The organism is Thermopirellula anaerolimosa (assembly GCF_054657335.1).
On the sequence record NZ_BAAHYX010000004.1, the window covers coordinates 325,362 to 340,938 of the forward strand.

The window sequence follows — 15,577 nt, forward strand, 5'->3', positions numbered from 1 at the left end:
CGGCGGAATCGTGCCCGCGCACGTCGCTCGATGGGTGGCCGCATCGGCGACGATCCCGAAGCAAACCTTCAAGACAATTGGGACGGCGAACCCAATGAACAAACTGTCGGTCGGCGACAAGGTTCCGGACTTCCAGACTACCGATCACAACGGTCAAGACGTGCGGCTTTCCGACTACCGAGGCCGCTGGGTGGTCCTATTCTTCTACCCTAAGGACAACACGCCCATTTGCACCCGAGAGGCCTGTAGCTTCCGCGATGCCTACGACGAGTTCCAGGAGATCGGCGCGGTCGTGCTGGGTGTCAGCGCGGATCCCCCGGAGAGCCACGCTCGTTTCGCGGAGAAACACCGATTAACCTTCCCGCTGTTGACGGACGACGGTTCGTTGAGTCGTCTTTTCGGCGTGCGGAAACTGCTCGGAATCCTGCCGCGTCGGGCGACCTTCGTGATCGACCCGGAGGGCACGGTGGCCATGGTGTTCTACGCGGATATGTTCGCAGCGGCGCACGTCAAACGGGCCATGCAGGTGATTCGCCGGGCATCGGGCTGAAGGTCCGATTCGTCAAGCCGGTCATTCCGCTCGATTCGACTGCTTCTTGGGTTGCGGCGCGATCGGTCCGCCGCCGTCGCGCAAAAGGATGGATTCCCATTCGCGGAGCTTTTCCCGCCAATCCTCCAAGCTCTTGGCCGGATAATCGGCAGGCCACCCGCCCTTGCGAAACTCTTCGCTCACTCCGGTGTCACCGATCCCCCGACGCCATTCGGCCAACGCCTCGCGCATCCGCCGCAGCACATCGGCGTAGCGAGGATCGCCCGCCAAGTTCCGAGTCTCGTAAGGATCCTCTTGCAGGTCGTACAATTCCTCTTCCGGCTTGGTCGGCTGCATGAACGCATCCTGCACAGGCGATAGCTTTCCCTCCAAGTGCATCACATTCAGCAAAGCCAGAATGGGATACTGCTTTTCCTTGTATTCGTTGTATTGGCAGTAAGCCCGCTCCGGCATGAGGTTCAGGATGTATTTGAACCTCGCGTCTTGGCAGGCTCTCATCGCGTCATGGGTGTCGTCCATCTTGTCGCGCGCCGTGAAGACGAATTCGCGCGGCTTGTGCTGGGGATTCAAGAGGTCGCGCCCTTGCATCCAGGACGGGACGCCCACGCCGGCGACCGCCGTGATGGTAGCCGTAACGTCGATCGCGCTCACCAGTTCGTCACTCACCTTTCCCGGCGGAATCCTTCCCGGCCAACGCATAATCAAGGGCACGTGGGTACCCTGTTGATACAAGAATTGCTTGCCGCGCACCTCGCACCGACCGTTGTCGCCCAGGAATATGACGAGCGTCCCGTCGAGCAACCCTTCCCGACGCAAGCGATCCAGGATCTCCCCCACCGAATCGTCCATCCGCTGAATTTCCTCCAGTCCGTTGGCGATGTCGCGTCGGACTAGCGGAGTGTCGGGATAATAGGGCGGCACCGTCACTTTTTCAGGGTCCACGGGTCGATCCGGGTAATGATGCCAAGGGCGATGCGTGTTGGCCAGAGTTATCTGCACGAAAAACGGTCGCTCCCCCGCTTCCGACCAATCCTTGCCCGGAAACAACTCCGCCGGATCATGCTCGAAATTGAGGTCCAGCTTGTTGCTCTTCATCAAGGCGGTGAAATAGCCCGCTTGTTGCAGCAAAATGGGAAAAGGCGTGACGGGCGAGGGCAAAGGCTTCTTATCAACCGTGCGATGCTGCTGCGAGCCGATCGCATTTTGGTACATCCCGGTCATCATGGCGCTCCGAGAAGTGGAACAGACGGGCGCCGTGGTATGGGCATTTCGGTACAGAATCCCCTCAGCGGCCAAGCGATTCAAATTGGGCGTATCGACGTATTCGACGCCGTAACATCCCACATCGGGGCCGATGTCCTCGGCAAGAATCAAGACGATATTAGGGCGAGCCTCTCCCGCCGCCGATTCCACCGCACCGACCGCCGCGCCAAGCACGGCAAAGCCCGCGATAAAGCGCAACCCCAATCGCCGCACCGCTTGGGAGTTGCAGCTAGCGACCATCGAAAACATGGCATGGCCTCCTCATATTGATTTCGGACTCACGGGACCGCACTGCAATCAACCGTTGCGTGCCGCTCGGGGTGGATTGGCACGGAATACAACACTCTTCCGCAAGGGGTCGATCGGTCCATCCGGCCCCCTCTCCCAGGGCATCCGCCGCCTCGACCGCGGAAACCGCATGCGTTATCTTAGACTTTTTGCATGACCTTGGCACGACGGGGTCGTAATTCCGTCGGGCGTTGACGGCATGGCCCATGCTCGACCTTCCACACTCGACCGTGCGGATCCACGCAGACGCTTGGGAGTGAAAATCATGGCAGAGGGAAACTCGGTAATTCGTTATGACGCATCGGGCGTAATCCTCGGTTCCACCGCGGCGGGAACTTGGGACAAAGAAACCGGCCTATTACCCGACGACGTCCGATGGATTTGGCCGCGTCTCCTCTCATGCCGAGACGAAGTCCTGGCCGACGTCGAGACGAAGGTTCAGGGCAGGCCCGTGCCGCCGGAAAAGGACCCGCTCGATTCCCGATTCGTCGATCTCCCGGAACGTCTGCTCGGTTCCGAAAGCCGACTCGTCGAACAATGGATCGCGACGGCGGACCGCTTCGCGTCCAAAATGGATCGCATCGTCGTGCTGGGGATCGGCGGTTCCTACATGGGCGCCCGGGCCATGTTCGAGGCGTGCTGCCACCCCTACCATAACGAACTTTCGCGCGACAAACGCAACGGGCGACCGCGGATCTACTTTGAGGGCAACAACGTCGATAGCGACGGCATGCGCAGCCTGCTTCAATTGCTGGAAGAAGGCGGATCCGATTGGGGAATCCTGGTGATTAGCAAGAGCGGTTCCACGCTGGAAACCGCCGTCGCCTTTCGGGTATTCGTGGACGCCCTGCGGTCCGCCGCCGGCGATCGGTTCGCCGAACGAATCGCGGCAGTCAGCCAGCAAGGCAGTCGCCTCTGGCGTTTGTGCCAAGCACTCGGCGTCCCGCGCGATCAACTTTTCGAGTTTCCCGAGGACGTGGGAGGCAGATTCTCCGTTCTGACTGCCGTCGGCCTGCTTCCGGCGGCCATCTTGGGTCTAGACGTTCGCGGCCTGCTCCAAGGCGCGGCCGCCGCCAACGCCGCCTTTCGACGGGATGCCTTCGAGGAGAATCCCGTCTTGGCCTACACGGCGGTGTGTCATCTGATGGAGATGCGACGCCAAGCCTGCATTCGCGTCCTGTCCACATGGGGAAAGCGATTGGAGGCGGTCGGTCTGTGGTACGATCAACTCCTTTCGGAGAGTCTGGGGAAGAACGGCCAAGGTGCGACGCCGCTGACCGTGGTAAATACACGGGATCTTCATTCGCGCGGACAACAGCACCAGGAAGGACGTCGCGACAAGTTATTCACCAACCTCTACGTCCAGACCCCCTCCTTCCCCCCCCTGCCCTTGCCGCAATGGGAGCACGATCACGATGAGCTGAACTCGCTTACGGGCAAGACGGTTTCGGACGTGCTCACCGCAGCCAGACTCGGAACCAAAGACGCCTACGCCCAAGATCGCCGGCGAACCGCCGAGATCGTCGTGCCGCGTTTGGACGAGCGGGCCATCGGAGAACTATTCCAGATGCTCATGCTTGCCACTGCGGTCGAGGGACGATTGATCGGCATCAATCCTTACGGCCAACCGGGCGTCGAGGCCTACAAGCGCTGCATGCGTGCCTACCTCCAGAAAAACGACGCCTGAGATCGGGAGGTCGTCACCGCCGCGCCGACAACGCCGTGCGACCGAACAGACTGCCGATCGGAAGGTTGCCCCGTGCTATAGGATTCCATGATGGATTTTCGATTCGCATTTCGCCGCCCCCAAGAGAGCGACGATTCGTGAAGGATTTGGCAACGGCGTCCGTTTGCAGAGGAGGAAATCATGGCTTCGGAACTGCGCTGGCTGGGACACGGCACTTGGCTGATCCGCACCGGAACGACGCACATCCTTCTCGATCCCTTTCTCGACGACTCGCCCGTATCGCCCGTAAAATCGAGCGACGTTCCGGCCGACTTTATCCTTGTCTCCCACGGGCATTTTGATCATGTCGCCGACGTGGAAAAAATCGCTAAGCGAACGCAGGCCACGGTCGTCGCCAATTTTGAAATCTGTCAGTGGTTGGAAGCCAAGGGAGTGGCCAAGACGCACGCCATGAACGTCGGCGGCGGCTACGACTTTTCTTTCGGGCGCGTCTACCAAACGATCGCCCAACACACGTCGATGCTTCCCGACGGTGCGAACGGCGGGCAACCTTGCGGCTATCTTGTGACGCTGCCGGAAGGCAATGTCTATTTTGCCTGCGACACGGGCCTATTCTTGGACATGCAACTGATCGGAAACCGCGGTATCGCCTTGGCCGCTCTTCCCATCGGCGACAACTTCACGATGGGACCGGACGATGCCCTCGAGGCGGTCCGCCTGCTGCGACCGCGGCGAGTCGTGCCGGTGCACGCGAATACCTGGCCCCTTATTGCGCAAGATCCGCATGCCTGGGCGGATAGAGTCCGCCGAGAGGGCCTCGCGGAACCCATCGTGCTGGAACCTGGCGAAAGCATCACGCTGGAGTAATCCCCGCGGGATCAGCGTCGCCGGCAACGACACGCCTATCTGCCGCCTTTACCGGTCGCGGTGGCAATCGCCGCAGTCTCCCGGTTCGGCGGAAAGCGGCGGTTCGGACGGCAGAGCGACCTGGATTTCGCCGTCCACAACGCGAACCTCGTATAAGGAGGCACGTAGATTCGGCACGTCCTCGCAAGAACCGTCTTTCAAGCGAAAGGCCCACATGTGACGGGGGCAAATGATCGTTCCCTCCCACAACTGGCCAGCGCTGAGCGAATCGCCCATATGAGGACACAGGTCGCTCATGGCGTAAACCTCGCCTCGAAAATGAAATAGGGCGATATCATGGCCGTCCTTTTGCACGAGGAGGCTTCCGCCCTCGGGCAGATCATCCAGGCGTGCGATCGTAATAAAACGTGTGCCGGACTTGCTATGTGATTCCATTTCGTCCACCATGAGCCTTGGCAACAGGGCACCGCTTGGGCGACCGTATCACCGTCCTTCTTGATCCCGTCGCTTGGTCGCGCCGATCATCGTCGCCGAGCAATCGCCGAGAATCCGCCCTACCGGTTTCCCGGACTTGGATTCGGTTCGCCCCCTTCTCGGAATTCTATTGAAAAATCAGTCGCAGAAAAACGGAGAGAACTCCGTGCGTGCTAACCCGCTCAAAAAGAAGCTATTGCAAGGCAAGCCAGCCTTCGGAACCTGGTTGACGCTGGCCGACGAATACGTAACGCGCACCCTCGCGAAACGTGCTTTCGACTGGCTGACCGTCGATTTGGAACACTCCGCCGTCGATTGGAAGACCGCCGGTTCGCTGGTGGGTTGGATCGCGGAAGCCGGATCGGTTCCCCTGGTCCGCGTACCCTGGAATGATCCCGTCCATATTAAACGCGCATTGGATTTGGGGGCTTTCGGCTTGATCATTCCAATGGTCAACACGCCGGAAGAGGCCGCTGCCGCCGTCCGGGCTGCCAAGTATCCGCCCCTTGGCGACCGCAGCGCAGGCCGAGGGATGCAAACTTTGACCTTCGACGCCTCTTTCCAAGAATACCTGAACCAGGCCGACGATGCGATTTTCATCGCGGCCCAAATCGAAAGTCGTCAGGCAGTAGAAAACGCCGCCGCCATCGCCGCGGTTGCCGGCATCGACGCACTCTTCGTCGGCCCCAACGACTTGCGTCTGCGACTGTCCGAACCGGAGCGCCACGCCTTGCAAGAAGACTTCGACGCGGCGATACGACGGGTGATCGACGCGGCACGAAAGGCCGGGTGCGCCGCCGGCATTCACGCCGCCGATGCTGAAGAGGCGAGGCACTACGCGGATCAGGGCATGACCTTCATCGCGGTGGCCAGCGATCTGGCAATGCTGGAGGCCGAAGCCGACCGCAGGTTACGCATCCTGACCCAGGACCGTGGGATTCACAACCCTGCTTCCTAGGCGAAGAGGGCAATTATCGTACGCCGACAAACACTGTCGGCCAGAGCCGCTTGCCGCGGCAGACTCAGGCGGTGATTCCCCGCGTCAACACCATGAACGCCGTCTCGAGATTGATCTCCTCCTCACGGAATAACGTCAGTCGAAATCCGGCTTGCACCAAGATGCCCGCCAGTTCGCTGTAATCGACGTCGTTGGACTTCAACACTACCCGCAATCGTCCGTCCGCCACGCCTAGCGATTCGATGGCGGGGTACCCGTCCAGGAGGCGCGCGGCCCCGTCCACGTCGTCACGTACGCCGATCCAAAGGACGATCTTTTCTCGCACCCGGCGCAGCACTTCCTGAACATCCGCGCAAACCACCAGTTTGCCCAACTCGATCATACCGACCTTGTTGCAAATGTCCGCCAACTCCGGCAGGATATGGCTGGAGACCATGATGGTCTTGCCCATCTCGCGCAGTCGTTTGAGAAGGGCGCGAATCTCGATCCGTGCGCGGGGATCCAAGCCGCTCGCCGGTTCATCCAGAATCAACACCTGCGGATCGTGCAACAACACACGAGCCAGCCCCAGCCTTTGGGTCATGCCGCGCGAAAGACTGGTGACGAAGGCGTCGCGCTTGTAGGACAGGTCCACCAATTCGAGCATCTCTTCACAAACCTTCCGCCGCCGCGGTCCGTGAATCCGATAAGCGGACGCGAAGAACTCCAGATACTCGATGACCTTCATGTCGTCGTACACGCCGAAGAAGTCCGGCATGTAGCCGATCAGGCGGCGAATTTCCTTGGGCTGCGTGTAGATGGAGCGATCGCAGACGTAGGCCTCGCCCCATGTCGGTTGCAGCAACGTGGCCAACATCCGCATGGTCGTCGTCTTGCCCGACCCGTTGGGACCGATGAAACCGAAGAGATCTCCCCGGCGAAGCTCCAGGGTCAATCGGTCGACGGCCCGCTTCTCGCCGTAGATCTTGGTCAAATCGACCGTCTTGACGACCACCGGTTTGATGTTTTCCTCGTCGCGGCGACCGGGAGGGGCAACCGCCGACTGAGCGTGCGAAGGAATCATTTAAGGTAAGACCTGTCTTTCGAGAAGGGTTCCACTCTCTTCGGCAATCCGATGCGGTCGGGTACGACGCTCCCCCGAACTCTATTCGACGGCGGGCGCAACGGAGTCGTTTTCAGCCCGAAGGACCGGCAGGACCGCGCGAACGAAGGTCAACGACTCCCGCCGCGGCGATTCCCCTCCAAGGGCGCCGCGAGGGCGAAACTCGATCGCCCCGCGTGAAGCCTCCAGATCGGCCCGAGCTAGGACAATGGCACGGCCATTCTCTAACCAATCCGTCGCATCGAGGTGCGCGTATTGGGCATTCCACAGTTTGACGTACCCCTCGCTCCCCGCCGCGCGATAGAACAGCATCATCCGTAGGATGTACCAAAGATCACGACTCGACTGATCGTAGGGTGCCACTACCTGTCTGGCTTGCTGCTGAACGCCTTCCCCCACCGTCTCCACGCGACGATCGTTGAGCCAAGATCGCAGTTCTCGCCGGTCTTCGCCGACGCGGGGATGCCAAGAAGCCCCAGGCTCCAGTCGTCCCATGAAATAGACCCACCCCCGATAAATGATGACGGCATCGTCCAGGGCGAACGGAGACGTATTCGTCACGGTTCCGCTCAACAACTGCCGTCTATCCGAGAGATTCGATTGAAGCACAGGCTTCTTCGGTCGTCCTTCCACACTAGCGGCGACTGCACGGGTCGACTTGGCCGCCACCGGCAACCCCAACAATTCCGCCTCCGGCCCTTCCGTGCGAACCGAGTATTTTCCCACCGATTCGCCGAACTCCAGCGAAGCCCCCTCCATACCTCCAAGCCCTCGGCCCGGTGAGGCAAACCATCCCACCGATGCGGACACGGTCTGCACCCCCAATGCGTCGAAGTAGTCCGCATTCGGACGCACGTCGAAGAGACTCGCCCTAGGTGAGAATAGATTGACCCAGACCATACCCCGGGCCTGATCGGCCTCAACATCCACATCCAAGAGGTTTACTTCGTTGACCTGAACGCCGCGTCCCTTCCACGTCTCTCCCAAGTGCCACGCAAGGACACACACGAGGACGAGGATGAGGGGAAAGGTCAGCCAGGTCCATCTTCGATCGGGAAAATACTTTCCCAGCACCAAATAGTCCAATGGGCCGACCACCAGGAGGTAAACGCCTAACAGAATGGCCACCGTCGAGAAAGGAACGAACATGACGCCGGGAAACTGTTCGAGCGCCGCGTGCAATTGTCCCGACAAATCGTTGAAACCGTGATGCATCAACGTTCGCTGCTCGCCGACCTGTCCGCCGTGCGTTTCCGCACGGTCCAGCAAACGCTCCAGCAAACGATCCTTTTGCGACCACTCGCGGATCGCCCGGTGCGATAGATCGACCGTACACAGGATGATCGTGCCGAACCCGTACTGTCTTCGCAGCACCAAGGGGATATTCCCCTCCTTCGCCACAACGATGCCTTGAAAGTCCGGCACCTGCACCGCTCTAAGGAAGGGCTCCCCGCGGCGCACGACTAGAGGTCGCGGGCTTTCGGCATAGGTCTCCAGGGCTGCCGTCTTCCGTAGTTGGATACTTTCGCCCAGACCTCCCGGGACGACCCACTCCAACGCTCCTCCGGGAGAAAAGAGCGGGGCGGCGGATTCGTCGACGCTCAAGACCAGACGCCCGCCCGACACCACCCATTCGCGAAGGCCCTGCCACGCCTCGCCGCACGAAGCCAATCTTCCGCGAAACTCGGGATTCGTCCCAGTGGTAAGAACGACAGCGGAAGCTGTTTGATAGGCCTGCGGTCGACGCGGCAAAGATCGGGGATCGGTGACCGTCACCCAATAAAGGCCCGAGACCGCCCCCTGCCGATTCTCGCCGATGGGCTGACTCCCTATCTGGATGACCACCGGTTGTTCCAGCGACGGACCGCCCACCGGCTCGGCGATCGACCGGCTATCCGAACCCAAGCTGCGGCGTAAAGTGGGACCGCCGTCCAACCGCCATTCAATGGCAATCGCGGCACCAGCCCGGCCCAAGCGCACAAGCGACTCCACGGTTCGTGTGCTTCCGGCTTCTACGTTCACTCGGCCGACCGGGTATTCGCAAACGGCCCCTTCGCTATCCGGGGCGGAAACGATCAATTCACCGCTCCCGCCCTTCATTCCGCCGGAAAGCGTAATCCACACCGGCGTCCAGAATCCCGGCTTCCAGACCCCGTTCCACCCAAGCCGTACCGCATCGATCCGGACGTCGGCCGCCCTCCCGGCAAGGCTGCTAGCGTTCGACGAGCCATCCCCCCCCAATGTCGTTGCCCACACGGAATGCGATCCAGCCCCCCCAAAGACAAGGGCAAGTACGGCAAGTGCGATAAGTATTTTTACACGATTCACCAGATTCACGTAGGGCATGACCGCTTTCGGCTAATAGATTACTCCCCAATAGAGAAAGAAGACAAGTAAAGCGACTTTCAAAAATTTAATAACACCCGGGCGGAATCCCCCTCGGGGACCAGCCAATTCAACTCTACGCAACCTCTGCCTCGAGGTTCGGTTCAAGCCTCCGCTTCAAGCCACCTAAAAGCGCAGCTATGGTTTGCCGCTGTCGGGGCATATGCACACGAATTTCCCACATCCCGGACAACCGCACCCGTACTTTTTCCTCAGCGCTTTCGTCAAATCAATCTCGGCGACGTTGGCAATCGTGGTCAACCAGGCGATCACGTCTGCGAACTCGGCCTCGCGTTCCTCTTGGGTACCGTTCCGCAGTGCCGCCGCCAACTCTCCGACCTCCTCCATCAACCACATGAAGGTGCCGTCGATGCCGCGCGCAACATCCTTGGTATAGTACATTCGGCGTATCAACGATTGAAAATCCGAAAAGTTGATCGGCGGTTCTGCCGAAGGCTGAGTCTCGTTGTCGCTTTCTTCTTGCGGCACAGCATTCTCCCTCACATTTCGCTCCATGTAGCTCTACCACGCTTGGCGGTTTCGACGTTTGGCCTAGGGCTCGTAGGACTCTCCGAAGTTCGGCGTCTTCACTCGAGGTCCGGTGGTTCACTGCCGCTCGGCGGCCATTTTCGGAAACGGTCGTTCCCCGAGCAACCAGCCCACCACGTCCGCCAACCCCTCTTCGTCGTGGGTGGGAGCAACGTAATCCGCCGCCTCTTTCACGACGGGCAAGGCATTCCCCATCGCCACTCCCAACCCGGCCTCCCGGATCATCGGCAGATCGTTCACGTCGTCTCCCACCGCGCAAATCGCCTCCAACGGCACCCCAAACATGGCCGCCACCCTTCGAACAGCCGACCATTTGTCGACACCCGCCGGGGCAATTTCACAAAAGAAACCTTCATAGCGCGGACTTCTCAAGACGTGCGTCACGTATTGCCCGGGAAACACCTTGTGAAGTTCCTGCTCCACGATCAGCATTTGATCCCGGTCCCCGATGGTAAACGCCGCGAAGACATCAGGCGGCGGAGTCGCTTCCAATCGCGCCTGGTACCGCTCGCAACCCGGATTCGCTCGAAGATAGCTTTCCAATTGGGGGTTGGGCCTATCCAGCGGATCCAAGTAGTAGTCGAATCCCTGATCGAAGGTGTCGCCAAGTAGAATGGGCTGAAACCCGAGCCTTCGAATGAGAAAGATCAATCGTCGCAGACCATTTTCGGGAAACTCCGCTCTAAAAAGCGTTTGATGGCTCAACGGGTTTTTGACGATCGCCCCGCTGGAGGCGATGACCGGCACCTCCAAGCTGAGCGATTCCACCAGAGGCAAAGCTCGGCTGTATCTTCGACCGGTCGCCAAGACCACGCGCAGCCCTGCCGCTCCCGCGCGGCGGATCGCCCGGCAAGTAGTTTCCGTGAGATGGTCTTGACTGTTGACCAGCGTACCGTCAATGTCCACGGCCAACAGGCGATAATCCAACATAGACAACACAAAATTGGCAAAGGGAGCCCCGCAGGCCGTTTCCGTCGCGGCGCGACTACAAAGGGATTGGTCAACTCGACTGCGGCGAGTACGCCCGACCGTCGTTTTTCGAGGTTCGTGAACTCAACAAATCCCAGGGGATACGGCTTTGCTTTCAATTTACGACATGCAACCCATTGGCGAAACGCCCCTGCCGCCGTACCGAGGCCCTTCCCCGCTTCGATCCCGGCGCTCGCCCGACGCCGCCCCTTACCCTGTACTTCAATCGTGAGTCCGTCACCCGCGTCCGCGTCCGGCGCTTGTACCGACAACGCAAATCGCTTACGCTTTGAAGGTCGGGAATCCCACGCATGCGCCGCATGATGTCGTAAATTGGCGGCACGTAAGGCTCTGAAGCCGTTAACGACCGGCCATCGTCCGAGACCGTCGGCGCAGGCTCCATGGTCCCGAGAGTCTTTCATCAGCACGAAGGCGGATCGAAACCGAGCACCGAAATCGAAACACATGGATCAAGCGTTGCCCCCGCAATCCCTGCCCTCGGACGCAGATTTCGTGATGGTCTTGCACAACCCGAGAGCGGGAAGACGCTCTTCGCAACGGCGATTGGAGAGCCTTCTTAAGGCGATCGAGACCTACGGTTACCGCGTCGAGGTATCCACGGATTTGGCTCAGGCCACGGATGCCGCCAATCGGCGATACGAGCGAGGCGATCTGCGTTGTCTGATCGGCATCGGGGGCGACGGCACCGCCTTGGAATTGATCAACCGCTGCTCACCGACGGTGCCTTTGCTGCTTTTTCCGGCCGGAACGTCGAATCTCGCGGCTTCGCACCTCGGTATCAGCAAAAGCCCCGAAGCGGCCGCTCGCCTCGTTCACGACGGGCGAGTCCTGCGTCTCGATGCCGGTTCCGCCAACGGTCGATTATTTCTGGTGATGGCCAGTTGCGGTTTCGACGCAGCCGCCGTGGAAATGGTCCATCGCCGCCGCATGGAGGGTTATCGCGGCGGGCACGGCAGCTTCCTTAGCTTCTTCGGTCCTATCGTCCAATTGATGCGAACCTATCCGTTTCCCGAGCTTTCGGTCCGCTTCAGCCTCGACGATCAGACCGAGGAGGAACTGCTCGGGCCGGTGGCGTGGGCGTTCGTTTTCAACCTGCCCAAGTACGGCTGGGGGCTTCCGCTCACACCGAAAGCCGACGGTACCGATGGTCAATTGGATATCTGTACGTTTGCCCGGGGTGGCGTTGCTCGCGGCCTTTGGTACACCGCCGTCAGCCAACTCGCGATCCACTCCACCCTTCCCGATTGCCGTTTGGCCCGGGCTAGACGGGTTCGCATTACGTCTTCGGAAAGGGTAGCGTACCAACTGGACGGCGACCCGGGAGGCGTCCTACCGCTGGAAATCGGGGTGGAGGCGGGGCGAGTCCCCGTGGTGGTCTCGGCCCGCACGGCCGCCAAATGGACGTCACACAACGCGGATAGTGAATGTAGGTAGATAGTAGCAGAGCGGGCAAGAAAGGCCGGCCAACAGGCCCGCCTAAAGCTGCCGAACGGAAACAAGGACGTAATTTCGCTCACAGATATCGTGTGCCCCGTCATTCGCGGCGATCACAAGTGTGGTTTTGGAATGGGAGATATCGAGGTGCTGCGGCTTCCCGCCGAAATCGGCCCCTATCGTTGCGGTCCCGGCCAACCCCTGCTGATCATCGCCGGTCCCTGCGTCATCGAGTCCCGCGAACTGACGCTTCAGGTCGCCGAGTTCCTTCGCCGTACGGCCGACCGCCATCGTTGGCAAATCGTCTTCAAGGCCTCGTTCGACAAAGCGAATCGCACCAGCCTCCGCTCGTACCGTGGGCCGGGTTTGGAACAGGGGCTGCAAATCCTGGCCGAAGTCCGAGAGACCCAGGGCTTGCCAGTCACCACCGACATTCACCTACCGGAACAAGCCGCTACTGCTGCGCAGGTTTGCGATTTACTCCAGATTCCGGCTTTTCTGTGCCGCCAAACCGATCTGTTGGTCGCCGCCGGAGCCACGGGCAAGCCTGTACATGTGAAGAAAGGGCAATTTCTGGCCCCAACGGACATGCGGCATGTCGTCACGAAGCTGGCCGAGGCCGGTTGTCGGGACATACTCCTCGGGGAGCGCGGCACCTTTTTCGGCTACGGACGGCTTGTGAACGACATGCGGAGCATCCCGCTGATGCAATCCTTGGGCGCCCCGGTGATCTTTGATGCGACCCACAGCGTACAGGAACCCGGCGGACAGGGGGAACGATCCGGCGGCGATCGCCGTATGGTTCCTACGTTGGCGCGCGCGGCCGTGGCGGCGGGGGCCGACGGCGTCTTCCTCGAAACGCATCCCGATCCCGACAACGCCCTTAGCGACGGCCCGAACATGGTTCGCCTGGAAGACTTGCCCCAATTATTGAGCCAACTTACCGCCATCCGCGCTCTGTGTGTGCGCGATTTCGCGGAGGACTCGGCATGAAGGACGAGAAGCGTCGGACTTCCGCTTCAGCACCGATCGTTCGGCACTCAGCAGCACCCTTCACTAGAGGGGTTTTGTTGAGTGTTCAGGATCGTGTCGTCCAAGCGGAAGGCTCGGATATTGACCAGTGCTCGGCCTCTATTAAATTATCTAGCTTGCGCAGATTTTCCATGCATCTCATCCTCTTTATAACGCTCTGCGTCTTGGTACTCCCGATGATCCTCGGCTGCCCCAAACCGGCAACCAAGTCGGAACAGCCCCAGACCACAAACGCGGGCCAAACAGCCACGCTGCATCGGGACGAACTATTCGAAATCGCCATCGACACGCTCAACCGTCTTTATCAATTCGACGGTACCGATATGGCGATTCAAGTCGCGGATCGCTTGGACCAATGGATTCGCACGCAGCGACCACTGGAAGACTGGCGTCCCGACCCGCTGCTCGAGACTCTTCCCCCGGAAATGCGAGAATTGCCGGAGGTGAAGAACTTGGGCGAGTTGCACTTCACACGCGATGACGCCTTCTCGCTGCAAACCGCGGTCTGGATTCGCGACATCGCAATCTGGGCAAGGGGTGACGGCGCCGACGAGCTATCACGGGCGCAATCGCTTTTCGACTGGGTCGTCTTCCACATTCAACTCGACCCTCTAAACGACTCGCCGCAACTCTCCAATGGAGAACTTTTCGTCCGTAATCCTTGGCAGACGCTGCTTTTGGGCCACGGTTCGGCCACCGCAAGGGCCTGGGTCTACCTGTTGCTTTGCCGCCAGGAAGGTCTGGACGCAGGCATGCTCGCAGTCAACGTTGCCGCAGAAGACGAAGAGCCACGATGGGAACCCTGGGCGGTGGGCGTCGCGATCGAGGGTGAGATTTACGTCTTCGAGCCGAGTTTGGGATTCCCGATCCCCGCCGAAAACGGCCTCACAATACTTCCCGGTCAAGGTTTGCAAATCCGGCCCGCAACACTTCGAGAGTTGGCGGAAAACGAATCCCTGCTCCGCCGACTGGATGCCGATCCACGGAATCCCTACCGCGTCCAATCCTCTATGCTCCGATCGGTTCAGGTGTTGCTAGAAGGCTCCGCCCCGTACCTGTCGCAACGGATGGAAATGGTCACCCGGATGCTGGCGGGCGGCGAATCGCTCGTTCTGACGGCGCACCCCAGCGACGAGGCCGCCCGGTTCAAAGAATTATTCGGCGTCCAAAACGTGTCGCTATGGACGCTGCCGTATCGAGCATCTCTCCAACGTCAAGCGTTCTCCGCCGAAGTCAATCGTTACCAAGCCATGGATATGCTGCCGTTCATGGTACAAACGGAAAGCGTGATGCCACTATGGCGGGGGCGGATCCTCCATCTGAAAGGTGATCTTGTGGGGGAGGAAAGCGCGACGACCTACTACCAGGCCGCGCGTCCATCGCAGCGATTATTGGATTCCTCGGGCATGAATTCCGCCCAAGAGATGATGTACATTCAGGCCAAACTCAACGCCTCGTACTGGCTCGGGCTCATTTCCGTGTGGACGGGGAATCGCAAGTCCGCCGAGGACCTTCTGATCAACCGAACCGCTTTGTCCGTCCCCGGACAACCTTGGGAACCGGGCGTCGCCTACGCCCTCGGACGGTTGAATGAAAAACTGGGCGACTACCCGCGAGCCATCACCGCCTATCGCGCAGACGTGCATCTTCCGAGCCGATTCGGGAATCTGGTTCGGGCAAGGTGGATCGAGGAGTTGACCGGCGCCAAGCCACTCGAAATCGGCGAAACGCCCAAAAACGACAGCAAACCCGCGGAGTCATCAAGCGAGAGCGAAGGCCGGTCCGAGCAAACGGACGACGCAACCTCAAAGGATTCAACGAATCCCTGAAACCGGCTTGAAACCGTCCGAACTCCTCCGACGGACAATCGCGAAACCGACTTGTTACGCGACAAATACACAAATACCGGGCTATAAGCACCGGGTTGTCGGGGGAGTGTCGTAAATCGGCCCGCCGCAATGATGGGCGAACGGGTCGTGGGGCCGATTGAGAAAACTC

General features: G+C 60.1%; 13 protein-coding genes. 7 read left to right on the plus strand and 6 right to left on the minus strand.

What is annotated here, in order from left to right; genetic code table 11:
* Positions 1-94: 94 nt before the first annotated feature.
* Positions 95-550, plus strand: a complete 456-nt coding sequence (locus ACYQ6J_RS01870; RefSeq protein ID WP_460182494.1) for a peroxiredoxin — start codon at positions 95-97, stop codon at positions 548-550.
* A gap of 21 nt (positions 551-571) precedes the next feature.
* Here the strand turns inward: ACYQ6J_RS01870 and ACYQ6J_RS01875 are convergent, their stop codons facing one another.
* On the minus strand, positions 572-2,062 hold the full coding sequence (locus ACYQ6J_RS01875; RefSeq protein WP_460182495.1) for a sulfatase family protein: 1,491 nt from the start codon (positions 2,060-2,062) through the stop codon (positions 572-574).
* A 304-nt stretch (positions 2,063-2,366) separates the two neighbouring features.
* Here ACYQ6J_RS01875 and ACYQ6J_RS01880 point away from each other — a divergent pair, with 304 nt between their 5' ends.
* On the plus strand, positions 2,367-3,788 hold the full coding sequence (locus ACYQ6J_RS01880; protein ID WP_460182496.1) for a glucose-6-phosphate isomerase: 1,422 nt from the start codon (positions 2,367-2,369) through the stop codon (positions 3,786-3,788).
* Between the two features lie 180 nt (positions 3,789-3,968).
* On the plus strand, positions 3,969-4,655 hold the full coding sequence (locus tag ACYQ6J_RS01885; protein WP_460182497.1) for a metal-dependent hydrolase: 687 nt from the start codon (positions 3,969-3,971) through the stop codon (positions 4,653-4,655).
* 48 nt (positions 4,656-4,703) lie between these two features.
* Here ACYQ6J_RS01885 and ACYQ6J_RS01890 read toward each other — a convergent pair whose 3' ends face one another.
* On the minus strand, positions 4,704-5,090 hold the full coding sequence (locus ACYQ6J_RS01890) for a Rieske (2Fe-2S) protein (protein WP_460182498.1): 387 nt from the start codon (positions 5,088-5,090) through the stop codon (positions 4,704-4,706).
* Positions 5,091-5,295: 205 nt separating this feature from the next.
* On the opposite strand from ACYQ6J_RS01890, the gene ACYQ6J_RS01895 reads away from it, so the two are divergent.
* A complete protein-coding gene (locus ACYQ6J_RS01895; protein WP_460182499.1) occupies positions 5,296-6,087 on the plus strand; it encodes an HpcH/HpaI aldolase family protein in 792 nt (263 codons plus the stop codon).
* A gap of 64 nt (positions 6,088-6,151) precedes the next feature.
* On the opposite strand, the gene ACYQ6J_RS01900 is transcribed toward ACYQ6J_RS01895, so the two are convergent.
* The 4 genes from ACYQ6J_RS01900 to ACYQ6J_RS01915 form a co-directional block, all read right to left on the minus strand.
* On the minus strand, positions 6,152-7,150 hold the full coding sequence (locus ACYQ6J_RS01900) for an ABC transporter ATP-binding protein (RefSeq protein WP_460182500.1): 999 nt from the start codon (positions 7,148-7,150) through the stop codon (positions 6,152-6,154).
* A gap of 81 nt (positions 7,151-7,231) precedes the next feature.
* Complete coding sequence (locus ACYQ6J_RS01905; RefSeq protein ID WP_460182501.1) at positions 7,232-9,445, minus strand: hypothetical protein; 2,214 nt, start codon at positions 9,443-9,445, stop codon at positions 7,232-7,234.
* 267 nt (positions 9,446-9,712) lie between these two features.
* On the minus strand, positions 9,713-10,063 hold the full coding sequence (locus tag ACYQ6J_RS01910; RefSeq protein WP_460182502.1) for a MazG nucleotide pyrophosphohydrolase domain-containing protein: 351 nt from the start codon (positions 10,061-10,063) through the stop codon (positions 9,713-9,715).
* 117 nt (positions 10,064-10,180) lie between these two features.
* Entirely contained in the window at positions 10,181-11,053 is an 873-nt protein-coding gene (locus tag ACYQ6J_RS01915; protein ID WP_460182503.1) for a Cof-type HAD-IIB family hydrolase, read from the minus strand.
* A gap of 504 nt (positions 11,054-11,557) precedes the next feature.
* Here ACYQ6J_RS01915 and ACYQ6J_RS01920 point away from each other — a divergent pair.
* From ACYQ6J_RS01920 to ACYQ6J_RS01930, 3 genes are all read left to right on the plus strand, one after another.
* Positions 11,558-12,547, plus strand: a complete 990-nt coding sequence (locus tag ACYQ6J_RS01920) for a diacylglycerol/lipid kinase family protein (protein ID WP_460182504.1) — start codon at positions 11,558-11,560, stop codon at positions 12,545-12,547.
* A gap of 147 nt (positions 12,548-12,694) precedes the next feature.
* Complete coding sequence (gene kdsA / locus ACYQ6J_RS01925; RefSeq protein WP_460182505.1) at positions 12,695-13,540, plus strand: 3-deoxy-8-phosphooctulonate synthase; 846 nt, start codon at positions 12,695-12,697, stop codon at positions 13,538-13,540.
* 170 nt (positions 13,541-13,710) lie between these two features.
* Complete coding sequence (locus ACYQ6J_RS01930; protein ID WP_460182506.1) at positions 13,711-15,408, plus strand: tetratricopeptide repeat protein; 1,698 nt, start codon at positions 13,711-13,713, stop codon at positions 15,406-15,408.
* Positions 15,409-15,577: the final 169 nt, after the last annotated feature.

Bases quoted from the DNA above. Each gene is read 5' to 3' on its own strand.
- ACYQ6J_RS01870 (WP_460182494.1), top strand. From the start codon at position 95: ATGAACAAACTGTCGGTCGGCGACAAGGTTCCGGACTTCCAGACTACC.
- ACYQ6J_RS01875 (WP_460182495.1), bottom strand. From the start codon at position 2,062: ATGTTTTCGATGGTCGCTAGCTGCAACTCCCAAGCGGTGCGGCGATTG.
- ACYQ6J_RS01880 (WP_460182496.1), top strand. From the start codon at position 2,367: ATGGCAGAGGGAAACTCGGTAATTCGTTATGACGCATCGGGCGTAATC.
- ACYQ6J_RS01885 (WP_460182497.1), top strand. From the start codon at position 3,969: ATGGCTTCGGAACTGCGCTGGCTGGGACACGGCACTTGGCTGATCCGC.
- ACYQ6J_RS01890 (WP_460182498.1), bottom strand. From the start codon at position 5,090: ATGGAATCACATAGCAAGTCCGGCACACGTTTTATTACGATCGCACGC.
- ACYQ6J_RS01900 (WP_460182500.1), bottom strand. From the start codon at position 7,150: ATGATTCCTTCGCACGCTCAGTCGGCGGTTGCCCCTCCCGGTCGCCGC.
- ACYQ6J_RS01915 (WP_460182503.1), bottom strand. From the start codon at position 11,053: ATGTTGGATTATCGCCTGTTGGCCGTGGACATTGACGGTACGCTGGTC.
- ACYQ6J_RS01920 (WP_460182504.1), top strand. From the start codon at position 11,558: ATGGATCAAGCGTTGCCCCCGCAATCCCTGCCCTCGGACGCAGATTTC.
- ACYQ6J_RS01930 (WP_460182506.1), top strand. From the start codon at position 13,711: ATGCATCTCATCCTCTTTATAACGCTCTGCGTCTTGGTACTCCCGATG.